This is a genomic window from Kitasatospora sp. NPDC059803 (genome assembly GCF_042732255.1).
GTDB lineage: Bacteria > Actinomycetota > Actinomycetes > Streptomycetales > Streptomycetaceae > Kitasatospora.
The window spans coordinates 1-12,663 of sequence record NZ_JBHWIJ010000258.1; the positions used below are offsets into that span (position 1 = coordinate 1).

13 protein-coding genes and 1 riboswitch are annotated in these 12,663 nt (G+C 74.7%); of the genes, 2 read left to right on the forward strand and 11 right to left on the reverse strand.

Annotated elements, in window-relative coordinates; translation table 11 throughout:
• Positions 1-148: 148 nt before the first annotated feature.
• From ACFV6I_RS30615 to ACFV6I_RS30625, 3 genes are read right to left on the reverse strand one after another with little or no spacing between them, the layout of a single operon-like run.
• The gene (locus ACFV6I_RS30615) at positions 149-406 is read right to left on the reverse strand and encodes a hypothetical protein (RefSeq protein ID WP_063348310.1); all 258 of its coding nucleotides are present in this window, start codon (positions 404-406) and stop codon (positions 149-151) included.
• A gap of 43 nt (positions 407-449) precedes the next feature.
• On the reverse strand, positions 450-1,556 hold the full coding sequence (locus ACFV6I_RS30620) for a cytochrome P450 (RefSeq protein WP_380428808.1): 1,107 nt from the start codon (positions 1,554-1,556) through the stop codon (positions 450-452).
• The gene (locus ACFV6I_RS30625) at positions 1,520-2,218 is read right to left on the reverse strand and encodes a hypothetical protein (protein ID WP_380428810.1); all 699 of its coding nucleotides are present in this window, start codon (positions 2,216-2,218) and stop codon (positions 1,520-1,522) included. Before ACFV6I_RS30625 ends, ACFV6I_RS30620 begins: the two co-directional genes overlap by 37 nt.
• Positions 2,219-2,413: 195 nt before the next feature.
• Here ACFV6I_RS30625 and ACFV6I_RS30630 point away from each other — a divergent pair, with 195 nt between their 5' ends.
• Complete coding sequence (locus tag ACFV6I_RS30630; protein ID WP_380428812.1) at positions 2,414-2,902, forward strand: hypothetical protein; 489 nt, start codon at positions 2,414-2,416, stop codon at positions 2,900-2,902.
• Positions 2,903-3,104: 202 nt separating this feature from the next.
• Here the strand turns inward: ACFV6I_RS30630 and ACFV6I_RS30635 are convergent, their stop codons facing one another.
• The 8 genes from ACFV6I_RS30635 to ACFV6I_RS30670 form a co-directional block, all read right to left on the reverse strand.
• Positions 3,105-3,740, reverse strand: a complete 636-nt coding sequence (locus tag ACFV6I_RS30635) for an ATP/GTP-binding protein (protein ID WP_380335493.1) — start codon at positions 3,738-3,740, stop codon at positions 3,105-3,107.
• Positions 3,718-4,065 carry a DUF742 domain-containing protein gene (locus tag ACFV6I_RS30640; RefSeq protein WP_380428814.1) on the reverse strand — a complete coding sequence of 116 codons (348 nt, stop codon included), beginning with the start codon at positions 4,063-4,065 and terminating at the stop codon, positions 3,718-3,720. Before ACFV6I_RS30640 ends, ACFV6I_RS30635 begins: the two co-directional genes overlap by 23 nt.
• Positions 4,062-4,475, reverse strand: a complete 414-nt coding sequence (locus ACFV6I_RS30645) for a roadblock/LC7 domain-containing protein (RefSeq protein ID WP_063348307.1) — start codon at positions 4,473-4,475, stop codon at positions 4,062-4,064. Before ACFV6I_RS30645 ends, ACFV6I_RS30640 begins: the two co-directional genes overlap by 4 nt.
• Positions 4,459-5,727, reverse strand: a complete 1,269-nt coding sequence (locus ACFV6I_RS30650; protein WP_063348306.1) for a sensor histidine kinase KdpD — start codon at positions 5,725-5,727, stop codon at positions 4,459-4,461. Before ACFV6I_RS30650 ends, ACFV6I_RS30645 begins: the two co-directional genes overlap by 17 nt.
• A 233-nt stretch (positions 5,728-5,960) precedes the next feature.
• Entirely contained in the window at positions 5,961-8,222 is a 2,262-nt protein-coding gene (locus ACFV6I_RS30655) for a SpoIIE family protein phosphatase (protein ID WP_380428815.1), read from the reverse strand.
• An 82-nt stretch (positions 8,223-8,304) separates the two neighbouring features.
• Entirely contained in the window at positions 8,305-9,435 is a 1,131-nt protein-coding gene (locus tag ACFV6I_RS30660) for a PP2C family protein-serine/threonine phosphatase (RefSeq protein ID WP_380428817.1), read from the reverse strand.
• 349 nt (positions 9,436-9,784) lie between these two features.
• Positions 9,785-10,354, reverse strand: a complete 570-nt coding sequence (locus ACFV6I_RS30665; RefSeq protein WP_063348304.1) for a TetR/AcrR family transcriptional regulator — start codon at positions 10,352-10,354, stop codon at positions 9,785-9,787.
• A gap of 126 nt (positions 10,355-10,480) precedes the next feature.
• Positions 10,481-11,362 (reverse strand): alpha/beta fold hydrolase, encoded by an 882-nt coding sequence (locus ACFV6I_RS30670; protein WP_380428819.1) that lies wholly within the window; start codon positions 11,360-11,362, stop codon positions 10,481-10,483.
• A gap of 288 nt (positions 11,363-11,650) precedes the next feature.
• A riboswitch (cyclic di-AMP (ydaO/yuaA leader) is annotated at positions 11,651-11,809 on the forward strand.
• Between the two features lie 12 nt (positions 11,810-11,821).
• Between ACFV6I_RS30670 and ACFV6I_RS30675 the strand changes: the two genes are divergently transcribed.
• Positions 11,822-12,655: a M23 family metallopeptidase gene (locus ACFV6I_RS30675; protein ID WP_063348302.1), complete on the forward strand. Its 834-nt coding sequence runs from the start codon at positions 11,822-11,824 to the stop codon at positions 12,653-12,655.
• Positions 12,656-12,663 lie beyond the last annotated feature (8 nt).

Sequence of the window (12,663 nt, forward strand, 5' to 3'; positions counted from 1 at the left end):
GAGCGGGCCCGGCGGCGCGGGCCGGGCGGTCCGGCGGCGCCGGGCGGGCCCGGGAACGGCGAAGCCCCGGTTGCCGCCGACGGGGGTGGCGGCAACCGGGGCGGTGCCCGGTGGGCGTGGTCAGCCGATCCGGGTCAGGCGATCCGGGTCAGCCGATCTGACCGCTGAGCCCCGGGTGGGTCATCTGGTTGGTGCCGACGGCCTCCACCTCCTGGGCGGTGTGGCCGACCACCGGCAACTTGCCGGCGGCGTGGATGGCGAGGTCGGCCGGGGAGAGGTTGAGACCGTCGGTGAGGCCCCCGGTGGCGTCCGGGGAGCTCGCGGTCTGGGTGGTGGCGGACGCCGCCGGGGCGGCGAGCGCGAGGCCCGCCATGGTGAGGGCGGCCAGGGTGGCGAGTTTCTTCATGCACTGCCGAACGACCCGGGCCGCCTTCAGGTAACCGGGCGGCTCAGACCGTCACCCGCAGGGTTCGCACGCTGTTGCTGATGAAGGAACCGATCGGCTCCGGCGCGTCGCCCTCGGCGAGGGCCAGCCCGGGGAACCGTCCGAACAGGTGCCGCAGCGCGGTCTCGGCCTCCAGCCGGGCCAGTCCGGAGCCGAGGCAGAAGTGCGGGCCGTGGCCGAGCGACAGGTGCCGGTTGGGCCGCCGGGTGACGTCGAAGCGGTCGGCGTCCGGGTGGTGCCCGGCGTCGCGGCCGGCCGCCGCGTAGGAGGCGAGCAGCGCCTCGCCGCGCCGGATCACCACGTCACCGACCTCGATGTCCTCGGTCGCGTAGCGCAGCGGGAACTGGCCGACCGGCGAGTCGTAGCGCAGCGTCTCCTCGATGACCGCCGACCACGGCTGCTCGCCGGAGAGCACCAGCCGCAGCTGGTCGGGGTGGGCGAGCAGGGCCCGGACGGCGTTGGTGATCAGGTTGAGCGTGGTCTCGTGCCCGGCGACCAGCATCAGCAGCAGGGTGCCGACCAGTTCGGCCTCGCTGAGCCGGTCCCCGGCCTCGCGGGCGGCGATCAGGTCGGTGGTGAGGTCGTCGCCGGGCGCGGCCCGCTTGGCCGCCACCACGGAGCCCAGCAGCGCGTACAGGGCCTGCTGCGCGGCGGCGGCCGCCGCCGGGGTGGCCGAGCTGGAGACCAGGGTGTCGGAGAGCTCGTGCAGCCTGTCCTGCTCCTCCAGCGCCAGGCCGAGCAGTTCGCCGATCACCTGCATCGGCAGCGGGTAGGCGAAGTGCTCGCGCAGGTCGAACGCGCCGTCCAGCTCGGCGACCCGGTCGAGCAGCGAGACGGTGCGGGCCTCGATCGCGGGCGCCAGGTCGGCTATTCGGCGCGGGGTGAAGGCCTGGCTGACCAGGCCGCGCAGCCGCCGGTGGTCGTCGCCGTCGGCGGTGACCATGCCGGGCACGGTGACGAAGTTGAGCAGCGGCCAGCCCTGGGGCAGCCGGCCCTCCCGGAAGGTCGTCCACAGCTGGGCGTTCTTGCCCACCCGGTGGTCGGCGAGCAGCGCCTGGAGGGTGTCGTGGTGGGTTATCGCCCAGACCACCACCCCGCCAGGGAGCTCCACCAGGACCGCGGGGCCGGCCGCCCGGAGGCGGGCGTTCTCCTGGTGCTGGTCGCGTCCGAAGGGGTCGAGTCTGACGGGCTCGGGTCGGGGGTCGACGGCGGTGTCCATGCGGGCCTTTCGGGGGCTGGCGGGCGGGGCGGGGTGAAGGCGCTGTACAGCACCGGCAGGCCGAGCAGGGCCCGTGACCACGGGGACGGGCGCCATCCCAGGTCGCCGGCGGGGACGGCGAGTTGGAGATCGGGCAGGCGGTGCAGCAGGGTCTCGACGGCGGTCTCGACGATGATCCGGGCCGGGTGCTGGGCCGGGCAGACGTGCCGTCCGGCGCCCCAGGCGAGGTGGGCCCGGTTGCCGCCGAGCGAGCCCTGGGCGGCGGAGGCGACGCCCTGGGCGGCCGGGTCGGCGTTGGCCGCGGCCAGGCCGAGGACGAGCATGTCGCCGGCGCTGATGTACTGGCCGCCGAGGACGGTGTCGCCGGTGGCCCAGCGGCCGGGGAAGTTCTGCGTCGGCGGGTCGCGCCAGAGCACCTCCTCCAGCGCGTCGGAGACGGTGAGCCGCCCGCCGGTGAGGGTGGCCCGGAACCGGCGGTCGGTGAGTAGCAGCCGCAGCGTGTTGCCGGTCCAGTTGAGGGGGGGGGTGTTGTGGGGGGGGCCCCCCCCAAACACGACGGGGTCCGGGCGCGGCCCGGCGCTGGCCGGCCGCGGCGGGGGGGCGGCGTCGTGGGGGTGTGGTGGGGTTGATGCGTGTGTTTTTGGGCGTCTTTGTGGTGTAGTTTTTTGGGCCCCATCACCACAACCACCACCAGGTGGTGCACGGCCTCCTCGTCGGTGAGCCCGGCCGGGTGGGCGAGCAGCCAGGAGGTGAGGTCGGCGCTGGGGGCGGTCCGGCGGCGCCGGACCAGGTCGACCAGGATCGCCTGGAACTCGGCGTTGGCGCGCACCGACTTGGGGCCGCTGTCCACGAAGTGGCTGATCAGCTCGACCAGGTGGGGCCCGGCCTCGCGGGGCAGGCCGACCAGCTGGGTGAAGACCAGCAGCGGCAGCGGGCGGGCGTACTGGGCGATCAGGTCGGCGGTGCCGTCCGGGCCCCAGCTGTCGATGAGGTCGTTGGCGCAGGCCTCGGTGGTCTCGCGCAGCTGGCGGTGGTCGATCTGGGAGAGGGTGTCCGAGACGGCGGAGCGCAGCCGCTGGTGCTCGGCGCCGTCCAGGTTGAGCAGGGTGGGCCGCCAGGAGGTCATCGGCAGCAGCCGGGAGTCGGGGGACAGCCGGCCCTCGGCGGGCACCCGCCAGCGGCGCGAGTCCTTGGAGAACAGCGCCTCGTTGCGGGTGAGTTCGAGCAGTTCGGCGTAGCCGAGGACGAGCCAGGCCTCGACCCCGGGCTCCAGCTCGATCGGCGCGACCGGGCCGTAGCGCTGGCGCAGCCGGGCGTACAGGCCGTGCGGGTCCTCGGCGACGGCGGGGCCGTACAGCGGGGTCAGCGGGAGGCCGGCGGGCAGGCTGCCGCCGTGCGGGAACGGGCAGCCGGGGGAGGCGGTGCCGGGTTCGGGCGCGGTCATCCCTGGAGCTCCAGGATCGAGCTGCGGTGCAGGTGGTCGACGAAGTCGATCAGCAGGTCGTAGGACTGCCGCCGGTCGCGGGCGTCGCAGTGCAGGATCGGTACCTCCGGCAGCAGGTCGAGGGCGGAGCGCAGCTCCTCCTCGGGGTAACTCGGCGTGTCCGAGAAGGTGTTGACCGCCACGGCGAACGGGATGCGCTGCTCTTCCAGGCGGCCGAGCACGTCGAAGCTCTCGTCCGGGCGGCGCAGGTCGACCATGGCGATGGCGCCGAGCGCGCCGCGCGACAGGTCGTCCCAGAGCGGCCAGAACCGCCGCTGGCCGGGCGTGCCGAACAGGTACAGCGCGAGCCGCGGGTTGAGCGTGATCCGGCCGAAGTCGAGCGCGACCGTGGTGGTGGTCTTGCCGGCGCGCCCGGTGAGGTCGTCGATGCCGCTGCTGGCGGCGGTCATCGTCTCCTCGGTGCGCAGCGGAGTGATCTCGCTGAGCGAGCCGACCAGCGTGGTCTTGCCGACCCCGAACGGGCCGGTGACCAGGATCTTCACCGCGCCCTGGACCGAGGACGGCAGGTACCGCGGCTCGGCGGGCAGGTCGGCGGTGGCCCCGGGGGCTTCAGCGGAGTTGGCGGAGGCCAACGAGCACCTCTTCCAGAAGGGTTGCGGGCAGGCGTTCGGCCTGCGGGACGGGCGGGAGGACCTGGACGGCGCCGAGGTCCCAGAGGTCGCCGACCAGCACCTTGACGACGCCGAGCGGCAGCCCCCGGTGGGCCGCCACCGCGGCGATCGACAGCAGGCTGTGGCAGAGCGCGAGGATGCGCCGGTGCTCGCGGTTGAGCAGGGCGTGGTCGGGGAGCTCCGGCGGCTCGGGTAACGCGCTGACCAGGCTCTCGACGGCCAGCTCGGCCCGGGTGGACCGGCTGCGGCCGCCGGTGATGACGTAGGGCCGGACCGGCCCGCTCACCGGTGCCCCCCCGCCGCGTGGTCGACCCGCGGCGGGCTGGTGAGGTGGCTGCCGATCCGTTCGACCAGGACCTGCATCTGGTAGGCGACCAGGCCGGCGTCCACGGCGTCGCTGGTCACCACGGCCAGGTGCGCGCCGGCCCCGGCGGCGACGATGAACAGGTAGCCGCCGCCGTACTCGATGATGATCTGGCGGGTGGCGCTGCCCGGTCCGCCGAACCCGGTCGCGACGCCGCGGGCCAGCGACTGGAGTCCGGAGCAGGCGGCGGCGAGCCGTTCGGCGTCCTCGCGCGCGATGTTCGCGCTGCGGCCGATCTCCAGGCCGTCGTTGGAGACGACGACGGCGTGCTGGACCTGCGGGACGTTGACGATGTCGGCGAGCATCCAGCCGAGATCAGGGGTGGTGGTCATGGAACTCTCCGGAGCGCTGGGGAAGTCGGGGGGAAGCGGGCAGGGAAGGGTCGTGCTGGGCCTGGACCCGGGCGGCCGATCGGCCGCTGGCGGTGCCGGCCTGGAACATCGCCATGAACGCCTGCGCGTCCCGGGCCGAGCGGTACGGCGGGGCGGGCGGCGGCGCGGGAGAGGCGTGTTGGGCGGGGCGGGCGGCGCGGTCGCGTCGGTGGCTCCGGCGGGGCAGCGGCGGCGGGGTGTCGGCGGCCGCGGGGGGTCGGCCGGCCGGCGGGGTCTCCACCAGGGGGTGTCCGGCGGGGTGTCCGGTCGGCCGGAGGTCGGTGCTGAACGCCCGGTCGTCCGGTCCGAGGCCGGGGACGGTGGGCGGCAGCGGTTCGGTGAGCAGGGCGTTCGGCAGCATCACGACGACGCGGACGCCGCCGTACGGCGAGGGCGCCGAGCTGAGGGTGACCCGGAAGCCGTACTGCTCGGCCAGCCGGCCGACCGCGGCGAGGCCCAGCTGCGGCACCTCGCCGAGCCGGGAGACCTCCAGGCTGGTGCCGCCGGCGAGGGCGGCGGCGGCCTTGGCGACGGCCTGTTCCGGCATGCCGACGCCACCGTCGTCGATCTCGATGACGGCTCCGTTGTGCACCGGCATCAGGGTGACGAACACCTGGGTGCTGGGCGGGGAGTAGCGGGTGGCGTTGTCCAGCAGCTCGGCGACGGCGTGGATCAGCGCCTCGGCGGCGGCGCCGACCACCGCGGTCTCGATCCGGCTGCGGACCACCACCCGCTGGAACGGCAGGATGCGGGACTGGGCGCCGCGCACGACGTCCTCCAGCGAGACCGGCTCGGGCCAGTGCCGGCCGGCCCGCGCGCCGCACAGCACGGCCAGGGTCTGGGCCAGCCGGGCCTGTTGGGCGGCGGCGTGGTCGGCCTTGAGCAGGCCCTCCAGCAGCGCCGGGTCGTCGTGGGTGCGTTCCATCTCGTCGAGCAGGGCCTGCTGGTCGTGGGCCATGACGAGGATGCGGCGGGCGACGCTGAGGAAGGCCCGCTGGGTGGAGGCGGTGAGTTCCTGCTCCTGCTGGACGGCGGCCAGGTCGGCGCCGCGGCGGGAGAGTTCGGCGCCCAGCTGCTCCTGGAGCCGGGCGAGGTCGCGTCGCAGCCGGTCGGCGCGGCGGCGCTGGGTGACGGACACGGCGCGGTACCGGGCGGTGGCCACGAGGGCGAGGGCGGCGAGTACGCCGGTTGCCGTTGTGCACCACTGAGTCATCGTCACGCCGCGAATTCTAGGGTGATGATCCTACGAAGGTGTGAACGGATCTCGCCAAGTGACCGGATCTCGTCAATATCCAGTCAATACGGCGTCAAACCGGCGCCGTTCGACCGCGATCCGGACGGCCCGAGGACGTTCGTCCCCGGTGGGGCGCCTGCGGCGCGTCGGCCGGGCCGGGCGGGAGATGGCCGAGTCACGTCCTGGGATGTGTGGGGAACGTGTGCACGGTGTTACGGAAGGGGCGACGTCCGGTGCAGGAGCAACAGTGCCACGTCGTCCGGCCGGGACCGCCGCTCGGTCACGTTCAGCGTGAGCAGGTCTGCCAGCCGCTCCAGCGCGGGCGCCGCGCCGACCCGGGTCGGGCCGGTCTGCCGGGCCCACAGCTCCAGCCCGCCGAGCATCCGCTGCACCGACTCGTCGTAGTCCTCCTCGCGGTCCTCGACCAGCCCGTCCGTGTACACCAGCAGCGTCTCGCCGACCGCCAGCCGGCCGACCGTCAGCGGGTACGGCTGCCCCGGGTCCACGCCCAGCGGCGGCCCGCCCGGCAGGTCGAGCTCGACGGCCCTGCCGTCCGCGATCCGCACCGGCGCGGGATGCCCGGCCCGGGCCGCGGTCAGCGCGCCGTCGGCCGGGTCCAGGGCCAGGAAGAGGCAGGTCGCGAACAGGTCGGTGTCCAGCTCGGTCAGCAGCCGGCTGGTCCGGGCCAGCGTGGCGGCCGGATCGTGCCCGTCCGTCGCGTACGCCCGCAGGCCGCTGCGCAGCTGGCCCATCACCGCCGTCGCCTCCGCGTTGTGGCCCTGGACGTCGCCGATCACCAGCCCGATCCGGCCGTCCGGCAGCCTCAGCAGGTCGTACCAGTCGCCGCCGATCTGCATGCCCTCGGTGCTCGGCAGATAGCGGGCGGCACTGGCGATCCCGGGCAGCCGGGGCAGGGTGCGCGGCAGCATCGCGCGCTGCAGCTCGGTGGCGCGGTGGTGGTGGGTGTCGTACAGCCGGGCCCGCTCCAGGGACTGCGCCAGGATCCCGGCGAACGCCGAGTACAGGGTGCGGTCCTCCCGGCCGAACGCCCGCTCGGCGGAGAAGGTGATCAGGCAGGAGCCCACCTGCCGCCCGGAGGCGACCAGCGGCAGCACCGCCCAGGAGGCCGGGGTGAGCGGGCCGTGCCGGCTCCGGTCCGGGCCGGGCTCGCTGAACAGCGGGGCCGAGCGGGTCAGCGCGTGCTGCATCACGTTCTCGGAGAGGTCCGCCAGCCGGGTCAGCTCGGTGCGCCTGGGCCCGCCGTACACGGTGTGCGAGACGGGCAGCAGCCGGCCCTCGTCCACCAGGTCCAGGACGATGCTGGCGGCGCCGAACGCCGGGCGGGCGACGTCCGTGACGGCGGTGGTGACGTCCCGGACGGTCACCGCCCGCGACAGCGACCGGGTGAGCGCGAGCAGCAGCGCCGTCCGGGCCCCGGCCGGGGTGGACTGTTCCTCGGGCTGCTGCCCTGGGTGTTCCCGGCCCTGGTCCCGGCCGCGGCCCTGGCCCCGGTCGGAGAGCAGCCCGGCGACCCGGACCGGCCGGCCGTGGACGTCCAGCATCACCTCGCCGGTCTCCTCGATCCGCGCCACCCTGCCGCCCCCGCGCAGCACCCGGTACCCGATCCGGTACCACCCGCCGGTGGTGAGCGATTCGGCGAGCGCCGCCTGCACGTCCGGCAGGTCCTCCGGGTGGACGATCCGGTCCAGCTCCGGGGCGGAGCCGTCGGCGGTGGCGGGCTGGCCGGTGACCCGGAACGCCGCGGCGTCCCAGTAGCTCTCGCCGGTGACCAGATCGCGTTCGAAGGCGCCGTGCCCGGCCGCCCGGACGGCGAGCGACAGCATCGGGTGGGCCAGCCCGGCGGGGAGGCTGCCGGCCCCGTCCGGCGGCGCCCCGGCCGGGTCCTGGGGTATCCGGGCGTCCGCGTGGTCGAGCAGGTGGGACAGCCGGTGGGCGCAGGCCTCGCCGATGGTCTCCAGGACGTCCAGGTCGCGGCGGGGGACGGTGCCCCGGTGGGCCAGCGCGAGGGCGAGGACGCCGACCGGCCGCTCGTCGACGACCATCGGCAGGGCGATCACGGCGACCATGCCGGTGCCCATGCCGGCGTTCTTGTTCGGGTAGTCGACGCTGGTGTGCTCGGGACTGAGCAGGTAGGGGCGGCGTAACCGCAGGGCCATCGCGGCGGGGAGGTCACCGGCCGGATCGACGATGCTGTAGCGCTCGTGGGCCCAGTCCGGCAGCCCGTGCGAGGCGGTCAGCCGGAGCATTCCCGCGGAATCCAGCAGGTAGAGCGCGGAACCCTCGCCGGTGATCCAGCCCGGCCCCTCGGCGAGGACGGTGCCGAGCAGTTCGGCGGCGCTGGTGCAGCCGAGAAGTAAGCGCACGCAGCGCATGGGGCTGCGGGCGGTGGGACTGCTGCGCGGCGTCCGGCTCTCGTCCTCGGAGGGGGGAACCCACGGCGAGGTCAGGTCCATCGGATACCCGGCCTTTCCGCTCTCGGGGGGTGGGTGCCCTCTGGGTGCCCGAACGGGCACTTAATTCTTCATACCTTATTTCTCAAGCGGGTGCTGAAGCGGGTGAATGGTGACCCAGACGGCGCACCAGCACCAGCGTCCGGTCGTCCGCCGCGTCCCGCGCCACCGTCCGGACCAGCCGCTCCGCCGCACCCCGGGTGAGCTGCTGCTGCGTCCGCCACGGCCGCACCACCGGCTCGGCCGCCGCCAGCAGCCGACCCACCCCCTCGTCCAGGTCCCGACCCGGCACCTCCACCAGGCCGTCACTGAACAGCAGCAGCGAATCGCCCCGCCGCAGCCGCCCCGACACCGCCGGGTACAGCGCGCCCGACACCAGCCCCAGCGCCGGACCGCCGTGCCCCGACCGCGCCCAGCCGCCGCCGTCCGCCCGGCGGAACTGCGCGGGCGCCGGATGGCCGGCGTTGAACAGCCGGTAGTCGCCCGTCGCCGGACGCAGCGCGAGGTGCACCGCCGTCGCGAAGTCGTCCTCCCAGCCCATCCGCACCAGATGGTCGTTGGCCGCCGGCAGGAACGCCTCCGGCGGCACCCGCCCCAGCAGCATCGCGAACGCGCCCGACAGGTGCGTCGAGCGGGCCGCCGCCCGGCTGCCCTTGCCCGACACGTCCACCAGCAGCAGTTCCAGCAGATCCTCCTCGGGGCGGTGCGCGCACAGCAGGAAGTCACCCGAGAACGAGGTGTCGCCGGCCGGCGCCAGCGCACTGTCGAAGTGCCAGTCGAGCAGCCGCTCCGGAAGCCGGGCCAGCGTCCGGGTGTGCTCGGCCAGCTCCAGCAGCATCGAATCGCCCTGCGTCCCGCGCAGACCCAGCCGGTGCCGGAACCGGTTCGCGGCCAGCACCGTCACCGCGGTCGCGGCCAGTACCAGCGTCACCCCGATCCGCACCCCGAGCGGATCCCGCACCACCGCCCCCAGCACCCCGCCGGCCAGCGCCGCGCACACCAGCACCAGCAGCTGCCCGCGCCGCAACAGCAGCCCGCCGACCACCAGCGGCAGCACCAGCGCCGACGGCGGCCAGCTGTACGGCAGCACGATCGGCAGGACGCTCAGCACCGCCGTCACCCCGAGCAGCACCCCCAGCGCGTACCGCGCCGCCCGGGCGTTCCCGTCCAGCAGCCGCAGGTACCACCGCCGCGCCCTCGCTATCGGTGCGGGCACGTGGACCTCCGCCAAGGGGTCGGCGGTCCCCTGTCATGACCACCAGTCAGCCCGGCCACACTAACCCGTCCACCCCCACCACCCCCAGGCCCGCTGCCTGCCCGCCGCACGGAAAGTCGGCGGGTCCGACTTCTCGTGCACGCCGCGCCTGCTGCGCATGCCTCGTACGCCGCGCCTGCCGCGCGCACGCCCTGCCGCCGGCTGTTTCCGGGCGCGCCCCCGCGTCCGCCTGTTGCACGGGAAGTCGGCGGGTCCGACTTCTCGCGCATGCCTCACCCGGGGCGCTGGCCGTTCCGCCGTCGTGGGAGGCCGGGCGGGTCGTGCCGCGGTCGGTGCGGTGGCCGGGGTCTCAGGGGGTGGGCCAGGTGCGGAGGCCGGTGGTGAGGAGGGTGATGAGGCGGCTCTGGGTGGTGGCCAGGTCTTCGGCGAGCTGGAAGCCGCCGCCGATGGAGAGGGAGGCGAAGCCGTGGGCGACGGAGCGGACGGTGCGGGCGGCGTGGATCGCCTCCGCGCCGTCGAGGCCGTACTCCCGCAGGACGGCGATGATCACCCCGACGAGCCGGCCGGCCGCGCGGGTGAGGTCGTCGTCCGGCTGCGGGGCCTGGGGGAGGGCGTTGTAGCGGTGCGGGTGCTCGGTGGCGTACGCGTGGTAGGCGCGCAGCACGGTGGCGACGGCGTCGTCCCCGCTGCGGCCGACGGCGGCCTCGGCGAGCCGGTCGGCGAGTTCCTCGGTGACCCGGACGGCGATGAGCCGCCGCAGTTCGGTGAGGCCGCCGCTGACGTGCTTGTACAGCGACGGGGTGGCGACCCCGGCCCGGGCGGCGACGGCGGCCAGGGTGAGGGCGTCGGCGCCCTGCTCGTCGATGAGGGCGAGGGCGTGGTCGACGACCTGCTCGGGGGTGAGTCCTACTCGGGGCATGGTGTGGGCTCTCCGTCGGTGGAAGGCGTACGTGGCGGGGCGTGGCGGGGCGGGGCGGGGCGGGGCGGGGCGGGGCGGGGCGTGTGGGCGGGCGGGGCTGACGTGGGCGGACGGGGTGGGCGGGGCTCAGGCGAGTTCGGCGAGGAAGGGCAGCAGGGCGCCGGCGGTGGCCTGCGGGTTGTCGGCCATCGGGTAGTGCCCGGATCCGTCGATCATGACCTTCCGCGCGTTGAGCGCGGCGGCCTGCCGGTCGGCGACGGCCTCCGGCTTGGGGAAGTCGGGGTCCTTGCTGCCCATGATGACGAGCGAGGGGCAGCGGACGGCCGCGGTCCAGCCGGCGGGCGCGGAGTCCCCGCCGACGTGTCCGCGGGTGGCGGTCTTGCGGCCGGGGGTGCGCATGGCGGCGACGAGTCCGGCCACGTACGTGTCGAAGTCGGCGGGCTTGGCGCCCGGGTAGGCCAGCTTGCGGTGGTAGAGGCCCCAGAAGGCGGGCGAGTGGACGGTCAGGGCGCCCATGACGCGGAGGGCGCCGCGCATGAGGGCGCCGGGCGGGGTGTTCTCGACGAAGGCGTCGATCAGGGCGATGCCGGCGACCCGCTCCGGGGCGTCGCCGGCGGCCTTGACGACCGTCGCGCCGGTGTAGGAGTTGCCGACCAGGACGGCGCGGCCGATGCCGAGGTGGTCGAGCAGGGCGAGGACGTCGGTGGCGATGGCGGCGGGGGAGTAGTCGTCCCAGATGATCGAGGATTCGCCGAAGCCGCGCAGGTCCATGGTGATGACCCGGCGGCCGGCGGCGGCCAGCAGCGGGTGGAGGTGCCGGTAGGCGGCGCGGGTGTCGAGCATTCCGGGGAGCAGCACGACGGGGGTGCCGTCGCCCTGCCGGGTGTCGTCGTAGGCGAGGCGGCCGCCGGTGACGTCGAGGTACTGGGTGGTGGGGGCGCTGGTGGCGTTCATGGTGGGCCTCCGGGGGCTGCCGGTGCGGGGCTTCGGCGTGCTGCCGATAGCCATAAAGCTAAGGCTAATAGCCTTAGCCGTCAAGCCTTCGCACCCTGTGGAGCGGGGGAGGTCGGCGGTGAGTGCCTGAATGAAGGGCCGTCCGTTGACGTCCGATCACGTGAGGTGGCGTCAATGGTGTCCAAGCGTGCCCAAGGGGCTCAAGGGGGACAAAACGCCCTTCGCGTCCCAGAGTGCCCCGTCCGTCTCCGGTCGTCCCGGGCGAACGGCTTGGAATCAGGGCCTCCTAGGATTAACGTTTGATAACGCAGCGCGGTCCTCAACGCCGTACCCAGACGGCACCGTGCGCCGTCGCCTAATCCCGCCGACCGGCCTCCGGGCAGGTCAGGGAGCCGGGGAACCACGTTCCTTGGGGTGAATCGGCGGGGCTCCGGCCCAGCCGTAGGAGACCTTCCTGCTCCGAACCCGTCAGCTAACCCGGTAGGCGCGAAGGAAGGAAAGGAGCGCGCCTCCGTGGCGTCGACGCACACCCCGGCACACCCGGCCGGCCTCGCAGCAGGTACCCGGCTCCTCGACCACCCCGGCCCGGACGGCCCCGAGTACGCGGGCCCGGACGCCGAGACCAACCGGCACCGGATGCCGCGTCAGGTCCGTGGGACCTCCCCGCTGCTCGGCGTCACCGCCGTCGCCGCCACCCTGGGCGCCACCGGCTTCGCCTCCGCCACCCCGGCCGCCGCCCCCGCCATCGAGACCCCGGACGAGACCCCGGTCGCCCTCTCCGCCGACCCCGGCCTCGCGCTCGCCGCCCGCATCCAGCTGCAGGCCGACAGCCAGCGCACCGCCGCCGAGGAGGACGCCCGCGTCCAGGCCGCGAAGGAGGCGGAGGCCAAGGCCGCCGCCAAGGAGGCCGAGGCCAAGCGGGCCGCCGAGGAGGCCGAGCGGGCCAAGGCCGCCGCCCTCACCCTGCCGGTGCGCGACTACCACCTCACCGCCCACTACGGCCAGAGCGCCCGCTACTGGGCCCACCTGCACACCGGCCTGGACTTCGCCGCCGACACCGGCACCCCCGTCTACGCGGTCGGCCAGGGCACCATCACCTCGGCCGGCTGGTCCGGCTCGTACGGCTACCGGATCGTCGAGACCCTGCCCGACGGCACCGAGATCTGGTACTGCCACCTCTCCTCGATCATCAAGGGCTCCGGCAAGGTCGGCTCCGGCCAGCAGATCGGCAAGGTCGGCGCCACCGGCAACGTCACCGGCGCGCACCTGCACGTGGAGGTCCGCCCCGGTGGCGGCGCCCCCGTCGACCCGGAGACCTGGTTCCAGCAGCGCGGCCTCAACCCCTGACACACCCG

Bases quoted from the DNA above. Each gene is read 5' to 3' on its own strand.
- ACFV6I_RS30645 (WP_063348307.1), bottom strand. From the start codon at position 4,475: ATGACCACCACCCCTGATCTCGGCTGGATGCTCGCCGACATCGTCAAC.
- ACFV6I_RS30615 (WP_063348310.1), bottom strand. From the start codon at position 406: ATGAAGAAACTCGCCACCCTGGCCGCCCTCACCATGGCGGGCCTCGCG.
- ACFV6I_RS30655 (WP_380428815.1), bottom strand. From the start codon at position 8,222: ATGGACCTGACCTCGCCGTGGGTTCCCCCCTCCGAGGACGAGAGCCGG.
- ACFV6I_RS30665 (WP_063348304.1), bottom strand. From the start codon at position 10,354: ATGCCCCGAGTAGGACTCACCCCCGAGCAGGTCGTCGACCACGCCCTC.
- ACFV6I_RS30650 (WP_063348306.1), bottom strand. From the start codon at position 5,727: ATGACTCAGTGGTGCACAACGGCAACCGGCGTACTCGCCGCCCTCGCC.
- ACFV6I_RS30670 (WP_380428819.1), bottom strand. From the start codon at position 11,362: ATGGCTATCGGCAGCACGCCGAAGCCCCGCACCGGCAGCCCCCGGAGG.